Source organism: Cellulosimicrobium sp. So1_17 (genome assembly GCF_055181235.1).
Genome location: NZ_CM143702.1, coordinates 1,499,526 through 1,514,549, shown reverse-complemented (window position 1 = coordinate 1,514,549; position 15,024 = coordinate 1,499,526). Strand labels below are relative to the sequence as shown.

Annotated in this window: 14 protein-coding genes; 9 read left to right on the top strand and 5 right to left on the bottom strand. The window is 72.4% G+C overall.

The window, feature by feature from the left end; genetic code table 11:
- Positions 1-95: 95 nt before the first annotated feature.
- Complete coding sequence (locus ACZCLJ_RS06775; RefSeq protein WP_463105892.1) at positions 96-764, bottom strand: carbonic anhydrase; 669 nt, start codon at positions 762-764, stop codon at positions 96-98.
- Between the two features lie 127 nt (positions 765-891).
- On the opposite strand from ACZCLJ_RS06775, the gene ACZCLJ_RS06770 reads away from it, so the two are divergent.
- From ACZCLJ_RS06770 to ACZCLJ_RS06755, 4 genes are read left to right on the top strand one after another with little or no spacing between them, the layout of a single operon-like run.
- Entirely contained in the window at positions 892-2,184 is a 1,293-nt protein-coding gene (locus ACZCLJ_RS06770; RefSeq protein WP_251153219.1) for an extracellular solute-binding protein, read from the top strand.
- 35 nt (positions 2,185-2,219) lie between these two features.
- Positions 2,220-3,170, top strand: coding sequence for a carbohydrate ABC transporter permease (locus ACZCLJ_RS06765; protein WP_251153355.1), 951 nt, complete (start codon positions 2,220-2,222; stop codon positions 3,168-3,170).
- A complete protein-coding gene (locus tag ACZCLJ_RS06760; RefSeq protein ID WP_251153220.1) occupies positions 3,170-4,021 on the top strand; it encodes a carbohydrate ABC transporter permease in 852 nt (283 codons plus the stop codon). Before ACZCLJ_RS06765 ends, ACZCLJ_RS06760 begins: the two co-directional genes overlap by 1 nt.
- 46 nt (positions 4,022-4,067) lie before the next feature.
- On the top strand, positions 4,068-5,321 hold the full coding sequence (locus tag ACZCLJ_RS06755) for an ABC transporter ATP-binding protein (RefSeq protein WP_463105891.1): 1,254 nt from the start codon (positions 4,068-4,070) through the stop codon (positions 5,319-5,321).
- A 39-nt stretch (positions 5,322-5,360) separates the two neighbouring features.
- Here the strand turns inward: ACZCLJ_RS06755 and ACZCLJ_RS06750 are convergent, their stop codons facing one another.
- The 3 genes from ACZCLJ_RS06750 to xseA form a co-directional block, all read right to left on the bottom strand.
- Positions 5,361-6,329, bottom strand: coding sequence for a carbohydrate kinase family protein (locus ACZCLJ_RS06750; protein ID WP_463105890.1), 969 nt, complete (start codon positions 6,327-6,329; stop codon positions 5,361-5,363).
- Positions 6,326-6,634, bottom strand: coding sequence for an exodeoxyribonuclease VII small subunit (locus ACZCLJ_RS06745; protein WP_463105889.1), 309 nt, complete (start codon positions 6,632-6,634; stop codon positions 6,326-6,328). Before ACZCLJ_RS06745 ends, ACZCLJ_RS06750 begins: the two co-directional genes overlap by 4 nt.
- A gap of 112 nt (positions 6,635-6,746) precedes the next feature.
- Positions 6,747-8,051: an exodeoxyribonuclease VII large subunit gene (gene xseA / locus ACZCLJ_RS06740; protein WP_463105888.1), complete on the bottom strand. Its 1,305-nt coding sequence runs from the start codon at positions 8,049-8,051 to the stop codon at positions 6,747-6,749.
- Positions 8,052-8,220: 169 nt separating this feature from the next.
- On the opposite strand from xseA, the gene ACZCLJ_RS06735 reads away from it, so the two are divergent.
- Entirely contained in the window at positions 8,221-9,291 is a 1,071-nt protein-coding gene (locus tag ACZCLJ_RS06735; RefSeq protein WP_463106368.1) for a 4-hydroxy-3-methylbut-2-enyl diphosphate reductase, read from the top strand.
- 4 nt (positions 9,292-9,295) lie between these two features.
- On the opposite strand, the gene ACZCLJ_RS06730 is transcribed toward ACZCLJ_RS06735, so the two are convergent.
- The gene (locus ACZCLJ_RS06730; RefSeq protein WP_463105887.1) at positions 9,296-10,828 is read right to left on the bottom strand and encodes a DNA recombination protein RmuC; all 1,533 of its coding nucleotides are present in this window, start codon (positions 10,826-10,828) and stop codon (positions 9,296-9,298) included.
- A gap of 87 nt (positions 10,829-10,915) precedes the next feature.
- Between ACZCLJ_RS06730 and ACZCLJ_RS06725 the strand changes: the two genes are divergently transcribed.
- The 4 genes from ACZCLJ_RS06725 to ACZCLJ_RS06710 all read left to right on the top strand — a co-directional run bounded on the left by ACZCLJ_RS06725 (position 10,916) and on the right by ACZCLJ_RS06710 (position 15,014).
- Entirely contained in the window at positions 10,916-11,815 is a 900-nt protein-coding gene (locus ACZCLJ_RS06725) for an ABC transporter ATP-binding protein (RefSeq protein ID WP_463105886.1), read from the top strand.
- On the top strand, positions 11,797-13,383 hold the full coding sequence (locus ACZCLJ_RS06720) for a hypothetical protein (RefSeq protein ID WP_463105885.1): 1,587 nt from the start codon (positions 11,797-11,799) through the stop codon (positions 13,381-13,383). The genes ACZCLJ_RS06725 and ACZCLJ_RS06720 overlap by 19 nt, the downstream gene beginning before the upstream one ends.
- Positions 13,384-13,444: 61 nt before the next feature.
- Positions 13,445-14,530, top strand: a complete 1,086-nt coding sequence (gene ychF, locus ACZCLJ_RS06715; protein ID WP_251153228.1) for a redox-regulated ATPase YchF — start codon at positions 13,445-13,447, stop codon at positions 14,528-14,530.
- A gap of 43 nt (positions 14,531-14,573) precedes the next feature.
- On the top strand, positions 14,574-15,014 hold the full coding sequence (locus ACZCLJ_RS06710; protein ID WP_463105884.1) for a hypothetical protein: 441 nt from the start codon (positions 14,574-14,576) through the stop codon (positions 15,012-15,014).
- Positions 15,015-15,024: the final 10 nt, after the last annotated feature.

Here is a 15,024-nt window from a genome sequence, read left to right as displayed (position 1 = left end):
GGACCATCCTGCCGCACCGCGACGGGCTGTCGGCAGGCCGGGTGAGCGACGTCACGCGTTCCCGTCCCGTGCGGCGAGGACGCGCCGACGGCCGGTCAGGCGCCGACGTGGGGCTGCTCGCCCACGTCGCCCACGACGTCGACCAGGCGCGCGCGACCCTCGGTGAAGTCGTACTCCACGCCGACGATCGCACAGCGGCCCTCGGCGACCGCCGCGGCGAGACCGGCCGAGTACGAGTGCAGCATGTCGACCGTGTTGCGCACGTGCTCGCGGCGCAGGACGTCGGGGTCGATGCTCTCGAGCGAGCCGCCGCCCGCGCTCGTGATCTTGGCGATCGACGGGATGACCCGGTCGACGACGGCGCGGACGAACCCGTCGGCCTGCGCGCCCGTCGTGAGCGTGTTCACGGCGGCGGCCACGGCGCCGCACGAGTCGTGCCCGAGGACCACCACGAGCGGCGCGGACAGGACGTCGACGCCGTACTCGATCGAGCCGAGCACCGTGGTGTCCACGACGTGGCCCGCCGTCCGCACGACGAACATGTCGCCGAGGCCCTGGTCGAAGACGATCTCCGCGGCGACGCGCGAGTCGGAGCACCCGAACAGGACGGTGTGGGGGTGCTGCGCCGCCGACGTCTCCCGGCGTCGGTCCGCGCCCTGGGAGGGGTGCAACGGCGCGTCGGCGACGAACCGGTCGTTGCCGGCCCGCAGCGTCGCCCACGCCTCGGCGGGGGTGAGGAGTCGCTGGTCCACGGGGGTGCTCATGCGCCCATGATGACCGATGGCGACGACGCTGGCCGGAGGTGTTCACGTGGCGAACCGCGGGGCTGGGGTGTAGCCATGGGGAGAGGAGCCGCACCACATCTCGACCTCGCGACGAAGGGAGCCCGACGTGCGCCGACGCACCCGACCGCTCGCCGCCCTCGCCGCCCTGGCGGTGCTCGCACCGCTCGCGGCGTGCGGACCGGGCGACGAGGGGACACCGGTCCTCACGTGGTACATCAACCCGGACGCCGGGGGCCAGGCGGAGATCGCGGCGTCGTGCACCGAGGCGGCCGACGGCGCGTACCGGATCGAGACGGAGCTGCTCCCGCGCGACGCCGCCGCGCAGCGCGAGCAGCTCGCGCGTCGCCTCGCGGCGAAGGACTCCTCGATCGACCTCATGAGCCTCGACCCGGTGTTCATCGCCGAGTTCGCCGAGGCCGACTTCCTCGCCCCCGTCCCCGACGACGTCGCCGACGCGACGACGCAGGACGTGGTGCAGGGCGCGATCGACGCGTCGACGTGGAAGGACGAGCTCGTCGCGGTCCCGTTCTGGGCGAACACCCAGCTGCTCTGGTACCGCAAGTCGGTCGCGGAGGCCGCCGGGCTGGACATGAGCGGGCCGGTCACGTGGGACCAGATCATCGAGGCGGCGCAGGACCAGGACGCGCTGCTCGCCGTGCAGGGCGCCAAGGCCGAGTCGCTCACGGTCTGGATCAACGCGCTCGTCGCCGGAGCCGGCGGCGAGATCCTCGAGAACCCGGAGGCCCCGCCCGAGGATATCCAGCTCGGGCTCGAGTCGGAGGCGGGGACCGAGGCGGCCCGCATCATCGGCGACATCGGGACGTCGGGCGTCGGCGGCCCGGGACTGCCGAGCGAGGACGAGCCGGCGTCGCTGACCCTCTTCCAGGGGGACCGGGGGTCGTTCATGGTCAACTGGCCGTTCGTCTGGTCGTCCACGCAGGGCGCCGTCGAGGCCGGGTCGCTCGACCAGGGGCTCCTCGACGACATCGGCTGGGCGCTGTACCCGCAGACGATCGAGGGGGAGGACGCCCGACCGCCCTACGGCGGGATCAGCCTCGGCGTCGGGGCGTTCGGCGCGCACACCGACCTCGCCTACCAGGCGACGGAGTGCATCGTCAGCCCCGAGAACCAGGCGGAGTACTTCGTCACGAACGGCAACCCCGCGGCCAGCATCGAGGCCTACGAGGACCCGGACGTGCAGGAGGCCTTCCCGATGTACGACGTGATCCGGGACTCCCTCGACCAGGCGGCCCCCCGGCCGCAGACCCCGTTCTACAACGAGGTCTCGACGGGTCTGCAGCAGACCTGGTACGCGCCGGCCGACGTCGACCCCGAGACGACGCCGCAGGAGTCCACCGAGTTCATCACCGCCGTCCTGCGAGGGGAGCGACTGCTGTGAGCACCACGATCCCGGGAAGTGCGAAGGACGTCGAGATCGACGACGGCGACGACGGGTCGGGCCGGGACCGCCGGGCGAAGGCGGCGCGGAGCGACCGCGCCCGGTCGGAGGCGCGACTCGGCTGGCTCCTGGCCGGCCCCGCGTTCGTCGTCATGCTCGCCGTGACGCTCTACCCGATCCTCCAGGCCGTCTACGACTCGCTCTTCAACTACAAGCTCACCGCGCCAGACGACCGGTCGTTCGTGGGGATCAACAACTACGTCGTGATCCTCACCGACTCGGTCTGGTGGCGTGACCTCGGCGTGACGCTCTTCATCACCGTGGTGACGGTGGCCGTCGAGCTGGTCCTCGGGTTCGCGCTCGCGCTCGTCATGCACCGCGCGATCCGGCGCCTGCGCGGACTGCTGCGCACGGCGATCCTCGTGCCGTACGGCATCATCACGGTCGTCTCGGCGTTCGCGTGGTTCTACGCGTTCGACATCACGTCCGGCTACGTCAACCACTGGTTCGACTGGGTGCCGGGCGTCGGCCCCGACCTCAACTGGTTCGCGCAGCAGGGCACGAGCCTGTTCGTCATCATCGCGTCCGAGGTCTGGAAGACGACGCCGTTCATCTCGCTGCTGCTCCTCGCCGGCCTGGCCCAGGTGCCCGGCGACCTCGAGGAGGCCGCCAAGGTCGACGGCGCCACCGCGTGGCAGCGGTTCACGCGCGTCATCGTGCCGAACATGAAGGCGGCGATCATGGTCGCCGTGCTGTTCCGCGCGCTCGACGCGTTCCGCATCTTCGACAACGTCTTCATCATGACGAACGGCGCGAACGGGACCGAGGTGCTCTCCCTGCTCACCTACCGCACGGCGATCGGGCAGCTGCAGATCGGCATGGGCTCGGCCATCTCCGTCCTGCTGTTCCTGTGCGTCGTGCTCATCTGCTTCGTGGCGATCAAGCTCTTCAAGGTCGACCTGGCCGGCGCGAGAGGGGAGAAGTGATGGGTAGCGTGCTGAGCACCCGGGCGAAGGTCTGGTGGGCCGTCATCTCCGTCGTGGTCCTCGTCGGGGCGCTGTTCCCGATCGTGTCGATCTTCATGACGAGCTTCAAGTCGTCGTCCGACATCAACTCCGGGACGTTCCTGCCGCCGCAGTGGAGCAGCGAGAACTACGAGCAGATCCTCGCGTCGGGCGGCTCCGCGCAGGAGCTGTTCCTGTCCGCGCTGCGGAACTCGATCGGCATCTCGCTCATCGCGACGGTGATCGCCGTCGTCCTCGCGACGCTGTGCGCCTACGCGATCGCGCGCCTCGACTTCCCGGGCAAGCGGCTCATCCTCACGACGGCGCTCGGGGTCTCGATCTTCCCCGTCGTCGCGATCGTCACGCCGCTGTTCAACCTGTGGCGCAACATCGGCCTGTACGACACCTGGCTCGGGCTCATCATCCCGTACCTGTCGCTCACGCTCCCGATCTCCATCTGGACGCTGACCGCCTTCTTCCGCCAGATCCCGTGGGAGCTGGAGCAGGCGGCCCAGGTCGACGGCGCGACCCCGTGGCAGGCGTTCCGCAAGGCGATCGTGCCGCTCGCGGCACCCGGCGTCTTCACCACGGCGCTCATCGCCTTCTTCATCGCGTGGAACGACTTCGTCTACGGGATCTCGCTCACCTCCACGAGCGCCGCCCGGCCGGTCCCGGCCGCGCTCGCGTTCTTCACCGGGGCCTCGTACTTCGAGGAGCCGACCGGGGCGATCTCCGCCGCGGCCGTCGTCGTGACGATCCCCGTCGTCGTGCTCGTCGTCCTCTTCCAGCGCCAGATCGTCTCCGGTCTGACGCAGGGGGCGGTGAAGGGATGAGCACGTCCATCGCACCCCGAACCCGCCGACACCGAGGAGACAGCTGATGGCGTCGATCACCCTCAAGGACATCGTCAAGCGCTACGGCGACGGCTTCCTCGCCGTGGACAAGGTCGACCTGGACATCGCGGACGGCGAGTTCGTCATCCTCGTCGGGCCGTCCGGGTCGGGGAAGTCGACTGTGCTGCGCATGATCGTCGGCCTCGAGGACATCACGGCCGGTGACCTCGAGATCGACGGGGTGCGCGTCAACGAGAAGGCGCCGCGCGACCGCGACCTCGCGATGGTGTTCCAGAACTACGCGCTCTACCCGCACCTCACCGTCGCCGAGAACATCGCGTTCCCGCTGCGGCTCGCCAAGGGCAAGCACTCCGAGGAGGAGATCCGTGGGAAGGTCGAGCGCGCCGCGGACATGCTCGACCTGCGCGAGCACCTCGACCGGAAGCCCGCGAACCTCTCGGGCGGGCAGCGACAGCGCGTCGCGATGGGCCGCGCGATCGTGCGCGACGCCAAGGCGTTCCTCTTCGACGAGCCGTTGTCGAACCTCGACGCGAAGCTCCGCGGCCAGACCCGCACCGAGATCGCCCGCCTGCAGCGCCGTCTCGGGACGACGACCGTCTACGTGACGCACGACCAGACCGAGGCCATGACGCTCGGCGACCGCGTCGCGGTGCTGCGCCGCGGCGTCCTGCAGCAGGTCGCGAGCCCCCGCGGCCTGTACGAGCAGCCCGTCAACCTGTTCGTCGCGGGCTTCATCGGCACGCCGCCGATGAACTTCCTGCCGGGCGAGGTGTCGGGCGGCCGGATCTCGCTGCCGTTCGGCGAGTTCGACCTGCCGGACCGCGTGCGCGAGGCCGTGGGGGACCGCGACCTCGTGATCGTGGGGCTGCGTCCCGAGCACTTCGAGGACGCCCGCCTCGTGGACCCGTCCAAGAAGGACCGCGGTCACACGTTCGAGGCGCAGATCGACGTCACGGAGTGGCTCGGCGCCGAGCTCTACGCGTACGTCCCCTTCGACATGCACGAGTCGGTGAAGGGCAAGCTCGACGAGCTCGACCGCGAGCTCGACGGCGAGGGGCAGCGCTCTCAGTTCGTCGTCGCGCTCGACTCGCAGTCCCGGGTGCGCGACGGCGACACGACGGACCTGTGGTTCGACCCGACGAAGATGATGGTCTTCGACCCCGAGACGAGCGAGAACCTCACGCGGGTCGAGGACGAGGCCCAGCGGATCGAGCAGGAGAACCAGGAGGACCGCAAGCGGTCGCTCGAGCGCGCACAGAAGCAGGAGGCGCAGGTCTGACCTGCGCCTTCGTGCCCACTCTCGCGTCCACCTCCGCCGTCAGGCGGGGGAGAGCTCGGCGCGGCGCGGCGGGTTCGCTCCCGCGCGCGAGACGGTGATTGCGGCCACGGCGACGCAGCGCTCGAGCAGTCCCGCCAGCGTGGCGCCGTCGATCGCGCGCAGCGCCTCCCGGCGGTCCGCGCCGAGGAGACCCGCGTCCCACAGCCCGTCGACTAGCGCGCCCATGAACGAGTCGCCGGCACCGACGGTGTCGACGACGTCGACGCGCGGTGCCGCGACGCGCTGCTCGCCGGCGGCGGTCACCGCGACCGCGCCCTCGCCGCCGAGGGTCACGACGACGACCGCCGGGCCGAGGGCGAGCCAGTCCCGGGCGACCGAGACGGGGTCGGAGGCCGGGGCGAGCCACGCGAGGTCCTCGTCGCTGACCTTCACGACGTCGGCGAGCGCGACGAGCGCCTCGATGCGCGTCCGCGCGTCGGCCGGGTCGCCCATGAGGGCGGGCCGGGCGTTCGGGTCGTACGTGACGGTCGCCGTCGAGCGCGCCGAGGCGACGAGCTCGCGGACCGCGGCCGCGCCCGGCTCGAGCACCGCTGCGATCGAGCCGGTGTGCACGGCCAGCGTGCCCGCGTCGATGGCCGTGCCCGGCGGCACCTGCCACTCGAGGTCGAAGTCGTAGGTCGCCGCACCGTGCGCGTCGAGGTGGGCGGTCGCGACGCTGGTCCGTTCCGCGGCCGTGCTTCCCGGCGCCAGGGTCACGCCGGACTCGCCGAGCCAGCCCTGCAGCGCCGTGCCGCGCGCGTCGTCGCCGATCCACGTGACGAGCCGCGCGTCGCGGCCCAGGCGCCCGAGGGTCAGCGCGACGTTGGCCAGGCTCCCGCCGGGCAGCTCGTCGACGCTCCCGTCGGCGCGGTGCACGACGTCGACGAGCGCCTCCCCGACGGCGAGCACGTGCTCGCCGTGCGGGGAGGGCGTGCGGTCGGACGAGGTGTGCTCGGGCGTCGTGCTCATCGGTCTCCTCCGGACGGGCGGTCTGGCGCGACGCCGGACGCGTCGTCGGGTTCGTCGGTCGCCGCGTCGTCGCGGGCGCGCGCGGCGTCGAGACGGGCACGTGCGCCGTCGAGCCACTGCTGGCACCGGGCGGCGAGGGCCTCGCCGCGCTCCCAGAGCGCGAGGGAGTCCTCGAGCGGCTCGCCTCCGGTCTCGAGGCGTGCGACGACCTGGACGAGCTCGTCCCGCGCCTGCTCGTACGTGAGCCCGGAGACGTCCCGGCTGACAGCGTTGTCGGAATCGGTCACGGCGCTAGTGAACCCCATCTGTGCGGTGTCGTGGTCATGGTCCGTCCGGTGGGACGGTGGCCGAGCGCGGGCCGGACGCGACCCACCCCGCCGGAGCGCGTCGCCGTCGGGCCGCTCGGCGTGGCGTGCCTCACGACGCGGCCTCTCGGTCGGCCTGCAGCACCTGCGCGGAGAGCTCGCCGTGGGCGAGCCGCACGCGCAGCTCGGCACCGACCGCCGTGTCGTCCGGGGAGCGCACCACGTGACCGTCGGCACGCTGCACGACGGCGTAGCCGCGCTCGAGCGTCGACGCCGGCGAGAGCGCGCGCACCTGGCCCTCGAGCCGGCCGACCTCGCCCGCGGCGCGCACGAGCCGGGTGTCGAGCGCGCGCCGCGCACGGTCGCGCAGGGCCGCGACCCTCTCGGCCCGGTCGACGAGCATCACCTCGGGCGACGCGAGCACGGGTCGCGAGCGCACGGCGTCGAGCCCCGACTGCTCGCGCGCGACGCGGCCCTCGATCGCGGCGCGGATCCGGGTGCGCGCCTGTCCGACCCGCGCGCGCTCCTCGGACACGTCCGGGACGATGCGCTTCGCCGCGTCGGTCGGCGTGGACGCACGGTGGTCGGCGACGAGGTCGAGCAGGGGACTGTCCGTCTCGTGCCCGATCGCGCTCACGAGGGGCGTGCGGCAGGCGGCCGCCGTGCGGACGAGCGTCTCGTTGGAGAAGGGGAGCAGGTCCTCGACCGACCCGCCGCCGCGCGCGACGACGATCACGTCGACCTCCGGTCGCGCGTCGAGCTCGCGGATCGCGTCGCCCACCTGCTGCACGGCGTGGGGACCCTGGACGGCGACCTCGCGGATCTCGAACCGCACCTGGGGCCAGCGGTCGCGCGCGTTGACGACGACGTCGTGCTCGGCCTTCGACTCGCGCCCGCACACGAGGCCCACCACGCCGGGCAGGAACGGGAGCGGGGCCTTGCGCGCGGTGTCGAACAGGCCCTCGGCGGCGAGGACGCGCCGCAGGTGCTCGATGCGCGCGAGCAGCTCGCCCACGCCCACCGGCCGGATCTCGCGCGCCTGGAGCTGGAGGGTGCCGCGCCGCGACCAGAAGACCGGCTTCGCGTGCACGACGACGTGCGCGCCCTCCTCGACCGGCTTCCCGTCGAGGACGCGCACGGCCGCCGAGACGGGCAGTGACATGTCCTGGTCGGTGTCGCGGAGCGTGAGGAACGCCGTCGACGTGCCGGGGCGCCGGTTGAGCTGGACGACCTGGCCCTCGACCCACACGGGTGCCATGCGGTCGACGTACTGCTCGATCTTGCGCGCGAGCAGACGCACGGGCCACGGGTGCTCTGCGCTCGTGTCGAGCGCCCGCGCGGGGAGCTCGTGCCACGCCCTGGCGCGCGGGACGTCCGCCGACGGGGCGTCGTCGGGCAGCGGGAGCGAGGCGACCATGGGTCCAGCCTGCCGCATGCCACCGACGACCGGTCCCGTCCGGCGCCCGTCGCGGCGTGTGACGGTCCTGTGCAGGGGGAGGGAAGCCTCGACGTACCGCCCCGGGCCGCCCCGGGCGGACGCCCGGCGGTCACCTAGACTGACGGGCGTGAGCACCACCCCGTCCACCATGCCCGACGCGCCGTCCGCCACGCCGACGGCCGCGTCCGTCGCCTCCGCATCCGCCGCCCCCGCTGCCGGGAAGCGCGTGCTGCTGGCCGCACCCCGTGGCTACTGCGCGGGCGTCGACCGCGCCGTCGTCGCGGTGGAGAAGGCGCTCGAGCACTACGGCGCGCCGGTGTACGTGCGCAAGGAGATCGTCCACAACAAGTACGTCGTCGAGACCCTGAGCGAGCGCGGCGCGATCTTCGTGGACGAGACCGACGAGGTGCCCGAGGGCGCGCGCGTCGTGTTCTCCGCGCACGGCGTCTCGCCCGCGGTCAAGGCCGCGGCCGCGGAGCGCAACCTCGACACGATCGACGCCACGTGCCCGCTCGTGACGAAGGTGCACAAGGAGGCCGTGCGCTTCGCGAAGGACGACTACGACATCCTGCTCATCGGTCACGACGGCCACGAGGAGGTCGAGGGGACCGCGGGCGAGGCCCCCGACCACGTCCAGGTCGTCAACTCGCCCGACGCCGTCGACGACGTCGTCGTCCGCGACCCCTCCAAGGTCGTGTGGATCTCGCAGACCACGCTCTCGGTCGACGAGACGATGGAGACGGTGCGCCGCCTGCGCGAGAAGTTCCCCACGCTCCAGGACCCGCCCAGCGACGACATCTGCTACGCCACGCAGAACCGTCAGGTCGCGGTGAAGAAGCTCGCGCCGGACGCGGACGTGGTCATCGTCGTCGGCTCGGCGAACTCGTCGAACTCCGTGCGGCTGGTCGAGGTCGCGCTCCAGGCCGGTGCCCGCGCGTCCTACCGCGTGGACCACGCCAAGGAGATCGACGAGACCTGGCTCGAGGGCGCGACGTCCGTCGGCGTGACCTCGGGAGCGTCCGTGCCGGAGATCCTCGTCGACGACGTCCTCGCCTACCTCGCCGCGCGCGGGTTCGGGGAGGTCCAGGAGGTCCGGACGGCGACGGAGGACCTCATGTTCTCCCTGCCGCGCGAGCTGCGTGCCGACCTCGGTGCCACCGGGCCCGGCGCCCGGCCGGGCCGCGGCGGGCGACGCTCGCTGTCCGTCCAGCCGGTCTGACGCCTCAGGCGAACGCCTGGCGCCCGCGGTCCTCGTCGTCGTCGCCGGGGCGGTCGTCGATCGCGACCACCGCGTCGCTCGCCGCCGCCACGAGCTCGGGCTGCGTGACCGGTCGCGGGACGTCGTCGACCACGCGGACCTGACCGATCCGATCCGCCTCGTCGACCACGTTCAGGTCGACCAGGCGCCGGGCCTGGGGGAGCACACGCGTCTCGAGCGACCCGACGAACACGTTGAAGTCCTTCGTCGCGGCGCTCAGCGACCGGCCCAGCTTGGTCACGTGCCGCGCCGTGGTGACGAGCCGGGAGTGCAGCTCCTTGCCCGTCCGCAGCACCTCGTGCGCGTTGTCGGTCACGGCGTCCTGCTGCCACGCGTACGCGACCGTCCGCAGCAGGGCCATGAGCGTCATGGGTGTCGCGACGATGACGTTGCGCCGCATGGCGTACTCGAGGAGGTCGCCGCGCCGCTCGACCGCGGCGGCGAGGAACGGCTCGGCCGGGACGAACATGACGACGAACTCCGGCGCCGGGCTGAACTGCGACCAGTAGCGCTTCGACGCCAGGTCGTCGACGTGCTTGACCATGTGCCGCACGTGCGCGTCGAGCCGCGTCTCGCGCACCGCGGGGTCGGTCGCCTGCTGCGCCTCGAGGTAGCCGAGGAACGCGACCTTCGAGTCGACGACGACGTTCTTCCCGCCGGCGAGGTGCACCACCATGTCGGGACGCAACGCGCCGTCCTCCGTCTCGACGTGCGCCTGCTCGGTGAAGTCGACGCGCGACAGCATCCCCGCCGCCTCGACCACGCGCCGCAGCTGCAGCTCTCCCCACGCGCCACGCGTCTGGGACGAACGCAGGGCCGTGACGAGGTCCTCGGTCCCGCTGCGCAGGTCGGCGCTCGCCTGCGAGAGCTGGCGCAGGTGCTCCGTGAGCGCGGCATGCCCCGCGGCCCGTGCCTGCTCCGCCGTCGCGACCTCGGTGCGCATGCGCTCGAGCGAGCGCGCGAGCGGCTCGACGAGCGTGCGGACCGCCTCCTCGCGCTTCGCGAGCTCGGCGACGCCCGACTCGTGGCTGCGGCGCAGGCGCTCCTCCGCGTGGACGAGGAACTGCTCCGACGTCGCGGCGAGGGCACGGCGCGACAGCGACTCGAACTGCGCCTCGAGCCGCCGGTGGTCGCCCTGGACCTCGCTCACGCGGCGCTCCGCGGCGCGCTGGAGCTCCGTGACCTGCTGCTCGTGCGCGGCCTGCGCGAGGTCGAGGCGCTCGTCGGCGCTGCGCTGGGCGGCCGCGAGCTGGCGCACGAACGCGTCACGCTCCGCGGCGACCTGCCGCTCGAAGCCCGCACGCTCCGCGTCGAGGCGCTCCGCGAGCCCCGCGCCGCGGGCCGCCTCCTGCTGCGCCTGGCCGAGGAGCGCGGTGAGACGACGAACCTCGGCGGCGGCGCCGTCGGGCGACGTGCGCCGCACGACGAGCACGAGCACCGCACCGACGACGAGCCCGAGAAGAAGGCCGACCGCGAACAGGAGCGAGGGCGAGTCCATGGCCGCACCCTCCCACGAGGCACCGACAGGGACACGACATGACAAAGCGCACGGCCCGCGGTCGAGACGCTCGGATAGGTTGACGGCATGGTCGAACCGACGCACGAACCACCTGCCGCTCCCGGCACGCCGGCTCCTCGCGGCACGCCGGCCCCTCCCGTCGCGGTCCCGGCGCCCGCCGCCCAGGTCCCCGGCCAGGCGCCCGGCCAGGCGCCCGCCGCGCCCCCGGACCCTTCCGCCGCGCTCTCGCTGCGCGGGCTGTGGAAGCGGTTCGGCGAGAAGGTCGCGGTCGCGGGTGTCGACCTCGACGTGCCCGCGGGCTCGTTCTACGGGCTCGTCGGGCCCAACGGCGCGGGCAAGACCACGACGCTGTCCATGGCGACGGGCCTGCTGCGCCCGGACTTCGGCAGCGCGCACGTGCACGGCACGGACCTGTGGGCCGACCCGGTCGCGGGCAAGCGGCAGCTCGGCATCCTGCCCGACGGCGTGCGGCTCTTCGACCGGCTCACGGGCGCCCAGCTCATCACCTACGCGGGCCTGCTGCGCGGCATGGACCGCGACACGGTGGCCGAGCGCACGACCGACCTCCTCGCGACGCTCGACCTCGCGCAGGACGCGAACACGTTCGTCGTCGACTACTCGGCCGGCATGACGAAGAAGGTCGCGCTCGCGACGGCCCTCATCCACGCGCCGCGGGTCCTCGTCCTCGACGAGCCGTTCGAGGCCGTCGACCCCGTGTCCGCAGCCAACATCCGCGACATCCTCGCGGGCTACGTCGCGAGCGGCGGCACGGTGGTCGTGTCGTCGCACGTCATGGACCTCGTCCAGCGCATGTGCGACCACGTCGCCGTCGTCGCCGGCGGGCACGTCCTCGCGGCGGGCACGATCGACGAGGTGCGCGGAGGGCAGAGCCTCGAGGACCGCTTCGTCGAGCTCGTCGGCGGCCGCCAGACCTCGGAGGGCCTCGCATGGTTGCGCAGTTCGTAAGGCTCAAGCTCACCCTGATGGCGAACGCGTTCCGGCGCAGCACGTGGCAGACCATCGGGTTCGTGCTGGGGTCGCTGTACGGACTGTTCGTCGTCGGCATGGTCGTCGTCGGGATGGTCGCGCTCGGCACGAACGACCCGACGCTGGCCGGCGCGGTGGCGATCCTCCTCGGCACGCTCGTCGTGCTCGGCTGGTGGATCGTGCCGCTCTTCGCGTTCGGCGTCGACGCGACGCTCGACCCGCAGCGGTTCGTCCTGTTCGGGATCCCGCAGCGCCGGCTGCTCGCCGGTCTCGCCGTCGCGGGCGTGGTGTCGATCCCGGGCATCGCGACCACGCTCTCCGCGCTGGGTGTCTCGCTCGCGTGGTGGCGCTCACCGCTCGCGCTGGTCGCCGCGCTCGTCGGCGCGGTCCTCGCGGTCGCGCTGTGCGTCGTCGGCTCCCGGGCCACGACGACGGCCCTCGCCCCGCTGCTCGAGTCCCGTCGGTACCGCGAGGTCGTGACGATCGCGGCCTTCGTCCCGCTCGTGCTCGTCGGACCCGCGTTCGCCTGGTTCGCCTCGCAGATGGGTGACGGGCCCGTCGACGGCGACGGGGTGCGCGAACTGGCCGTGCGGCTCGCCGACATCGCGGCCTGGACCCCGTTCGGTGCCCCGTGGGGCCTCGCCGCGGCGGTGCACGACGGCGCGTGGGGCCTCGCGCTCGCGCGGTTCGCCGTGACCGTGGCGACGCTCGCGGTCGCGTGGGTCGTGTGGGACCGCTCGCTCGCGCGAGCCCTCGTCACCCCGCCGACGTCGGGCGCCGGGGGGAAGGCCAAGGGCCTGGGGTTCTTCTCGCGGTTCCCGGCCACCCCGACCGGCGCGGTCGCCGCGCGCACGACCACGTACTGGCTGCGCGACCCGCGCTACTCCGGCTCGATCGCGGTCGTCCCGCTCATCCCGGTCGTGCTCCTGGTCCTCGGCGGGGGGTCGGGCTCGGACGTCTTCCTGATCCTCGGCCCGATCACCGCCTGGATCCTCGGCTTCGCGATCTCCGCCGACATCGCGTACGACCACACCGCGTTCGCGCTGCACGTGTCGACCGGCGTGAGCGGGCGCGCGGACCGGTGGGGCCGTGCGATCCCGGTGCTCGCGGGCGGCGTCCCGGTGACCGTGGCGTTCGTCCTCGCCTCGGTCGCGGTCGCCGGGCGGTGGGACGCGCTCCCGGCACTGCTCGGCCTGACGCTGGGGACCCTGCTCGTCTCGACGGGCGTCTCGAGCGCGTCGTCGGCCCGGCTGCTCTACCCCGTGCCCAAGCCGGGGGACAGCCCGTTCAAGTCGCCCCAGGGCGCCGCGATGGCGACCCTCGTCGCGCAGACGGTCGCCATGGTGGTCACCCTGGCGCTCACGCTGCCGTTCCTCGTCCCCGGTGTCATCGCCGTCCTCCTTCCCCAGGCGGTGCTCGGGTGGGTGACGCTCGTGGTCGGGCTCGCGGTCGGAGCGCTCGTGCTCGTGCTCGGCGTGCGGTGGGGCGCGAAGGTCTACGACCGGCGTGCGCCCGAGCTGCTCCAGCGCGTCCTGTCGTACGCCTGACGCCCGGTGCCCCGGTCCCTCCTGGAGGAGCCGGGGCACCTCACCCGTAGGATGGTGGCCCGTGGCTCTCACTATCGGCATCGTCGGCCTGCCCAACGTCGGCAAGTCCACCCTCTTCAACGCCCTGACGCGCAACCAGGTCCTCGCGGCGAACTACCCGTTCGCGACGATCGACCCCAACGTCGGCGTGGTGCCGCTCCCTGACCCGCGGCTCGACACGCTCGCGGAGATCTTCGGCAGCCAGAAGATCCTCCCGGCGACCGTGTCGTTCGTCGACATCGCGGGCATCGTCAAGGGCGCGAGCGAGGGCGAGGGCCTCGGCAACAAGTTCCTCGCGAACATCCGCGAGGCCGACGCGATCTGCCAGGTCACCCGCGTGTTCTCCGACCCGGACGTCGTCCGCGTGGACGGTTCCGTCGACGCCGAGGGCGACATGGAGACCATCAGCACCGAGCTGATCCTCGCCGACCTCCAGACGCTCGAGAAGTCGCTCCCGCGCCTCGAGAAGGAGGCGAAGATCAAGAAGGGCGACCCGGCGCTCGTCGACGCGGGGAAGAAGGCGCAGCAGATCCTCGAGGCCGGCCGCACCCTGTACCAGGGTGCCGCGGACGCAGGACTCGACCTCGCCGACGTCGCGAGCTTCCAGCTCCTGACCGCCAAGCCGTTCATCTTCGTGTTCAACACGGACGACGCGGGCCTCGCGGACACGGCGATGCAGGAGCGCCTGCGCGCCCTCGTCGCACCCGCGCAGGCCATCTTCCTCGACGCCAAGTTCGAGTCCGAGCTCGTCGAGCTCGAGCCCGACGAGGCGAAGGAGATGCTCGCCGAGTCGGGCGTGGAGGAGCCCGGGCTGGACCAGCTCGCGCGCGTCGGCTTCGGCACGCTCGGCCTGCAGACGTACCTCACCGCCGGCCCCAAGGAGTCGCGTGCGTGGACCATCCGCACGGGCTGGACCGCGCCGCAGGCCGCGGGAGTGATCCACACGGACTTCGAGCGCGGCTTTATCAAGGCCGAGGTCGTGTCGTTCGACGACCTCGTCGAGGCCGGCTCGGTCCAGGCGGCGCGCGCGGCGGGCAAGGCGCGCATCGAGGGCAAGGACTACGTCATGGCCGACGGCGACGTCGTCGAATTCAGGTTTAACGTCTAGTTCGAGATCGGCCTCGTCGCGGACAACGTGCATAATCGCCGGCATGGGTGGAGCCCGTGGAGACCGGCTGTGGTTCGGTGACACCGAGTACGTCCTGCCCGATCCGCAGCTTCGCGCCTACGACCATGGAGTCGGCACGCTCACGATCGACGGCGTCTCGAAAGGTCATCTCGCCAGCGTCGTAGGCAAGATCAAGTTCCCGTCTACTTCGCCATGGCCGTGGTTCGTCATTGTCTGGACCGACGGAACCAAGGAGCGCTCCTTCGAGGACTACGGACCCGGCTGGTACACCGTTCGCGATCTGGAAGCAGGCGTGCTCGACCACTTCGGGCCAAGCATCCGACTCGAGCGCCGAGGCCTCTTCGGCAGGCGGGTCCGCTACACCCGGTCTGGTCCCCGGTGCGTCTTCGAGTTTGCCTGGCTGCCGAGAGACGAGGCAACGGCAAAGTGGCGCGAGCTCGGCCTGGCGGACTCGGACTTCTGACGTTGATCGA